The sequence below is a fragment of the Kitasatospora sp. NPDC008115 genome, from assembly GCF_042957205.1.
Classification (GTDB): domain Bacteria; phylum Actinomycetota; class Actinomycetes; order Streptomycetales; family Streptomycetaceae; genus Kitasatospora.
The window spans coordinates 1-2,075 of the sequence record NZ_JBIBHU010000085.1 but is presented as its reverse complement, the minus strand read 5'-3'; the positions used below and the strand labels follow the sequence as shown (position 1 = coordinate 2,075).

General features: G+C 74.0%; 1 protein-coding gene. It reads left to right on the top strand.

The window, feature by feature from the left end:
* Nucleotides 1–2,075 (top strand): polyketide synthase dehydratase domain-containing protein (locus tag ACFZBX_RS36910; RefSeq protein WP_391538196.1); only part of this gene is annotated, 2,075 nt, incomplete at both ends.

Below are 2,075 nucleotides of genomic sequence, written 5' to 3'. Positions count from 1 at the left end.
CTCCCCACCTACCCCTTCCAACACCACCACTACTGGCTCCACCACACACCCAAAACCAACCCCACCACCCCCGGCGCCACCACCCTCGACCACCCACTGCTCACCTCGGTCAACGTCCTGCCCGACGACGGCACCCTGCTCCTCACCGGCCGCATCGCCCTGCACACGCACCCCTGGCTCGCCGACCACGCCGTCAACGGCACCGTCCTCCTCCCCGGCACCGCCTTCCTCGAACTGGCGCTCAGGGCCGCCCAGGAGACGGACACGCCGTACGTCGCGGAGCTCACCCTTCTCGCACCGCTCACCCTCGCCGCCGAGCAGCGGGCGGCGGTCACCCTCCAGGTCCGGGTCAACCCGGCCGACGACACCGGCCGGCGGGCACTGACCGTCCACGGTCGCACCGGTGAGGAGGCGTGGGTCCAGCACGCGGCCGGCGTGCTGACCGACCAGCGCCCCGCCGACCCGGAGCCGACGGCCGAGTGGCCACCGCCCGGTGCGACCGCCGTCGACGTGTCGACGCTCTACGACGACCTGTCGGGCGTCGGCTACCACTACGGCCCCGCGTTCCAGGGCGTGCAGTCCGTCTGGCGGCTCGGCGACGACGTCTACGCCGAGATCAGGCTGCCCGAGGAGGAGCAGGGCGCGGCCGAACAGTTCGGCGTGCACCCGGCGCTGCTGGACGCCACGCTCCACGCGTTGGCCTTCGCCGGGCAGCAGTCCGAGGGCGTCCGGCTGCCGTTCAACTGGTCCGGCTGCGTCCTCCACGCGGCAGGGGCCGGCGCGGTACGCGTCCGGCTGACACCGACCGGCCCTTCGTCCTTCTCGGTCCTGGCGAGCGACGACGCCAACCGGCCCGTGATCACCGTCGAGTCGCTGGCACTGCGCGAGACGACGGCGGTCCGGACGCCGGCCGGACCGACCGCCGCGCACGACGACTCCCTGTTCTGGCTGGACTGGAGTCCGCTGACCGTCCCCCCGGCCGACGGCCCGTCCGCCTTCGTGCTCGCCGGGCCGGACCCGCTCGGCCTCGCGGCGTCGGCCGCCGGGACCGTCGGCGACCCGGCCGGGCTGTTCGCACCGGACGCCGGGGACCGGGTGCCCGCCGGGGCGGCCGTGGTCGTCTTCCTTGCCGGCGGACCGGGTCCGGACATCGCGGCCGCTCACGAAGTGGCCGAGCGCGCGCTGGAGTTCACACGTTCCTGGCTGGCCGATGAACGGTACGCGGCCGTCCGGCTGGTGCTCGCCACCACCGGGGCGGTGGCCGTGGGCGACGACCAGGAGATCGCCGATCTCCCCGCGTCCACGCTGTGGGGGCTGATCGGCTCGGTGCAGAGCGAGTTCCCGGGCCGGATCACCCTGGTGGACACCGACCTGGATCCGGCGACCGCCGCCGTGTTCCCCGCCGTCCTGGGCGCCGCCGAACCGCGGTTCGCGGTCCGACAGGGCAGGCTCCTCGCACCGCGACTCGCCCGGATCAGCAGCCATCCCTCGATCCAGCCGCCGGCCGGGGACGTCCCCTGGCGGCTGGACACCACGCGTCCCGGTGTCCTGGAGAGCCTCGAACTGGTCCCGTACCCCGAGGTGTTGGAGCCGCTCGCCCCCGGTGAGGTCCGGATCTCCGTCCGGGCCGCGGGCCTGAACTTCCGTGATGTGATCGTGGCGCTCGGCATCGTGGAGGGGCAGACGGGCATCGGCGGCGAGGCGGCCGGTGTCGTGCTGGAGGTCGGCGAAGGCGTGGAGAACGTCTCGGTGGGAGACCGCGTCCTGGGCCTGTGCCCGACCTCCTTCGGCCCGATGGCGGTCACCGACCACCGGTGGCTCACCCGCATGCCGGACGACTGGAGCTTCGAACAGGGCGCCGCGGTCCCGATCACCTACCTCACCGCGTACTACGGCCTCGTGGACCTGGGCGGGCTACGGCCCGGGGAGTCGGTGCTGATCCACGCGGCCGCCGGCGGCGTCGGCACGGCGGCCGTCCAACTGGCGCGGCATCTGGGCGCCGAGGTCTACGGCACGGCCAGCCCCGGCAAGTGGCCGACCCTGCGCGAGTACGGCCTGGACGACGGGCACATCGC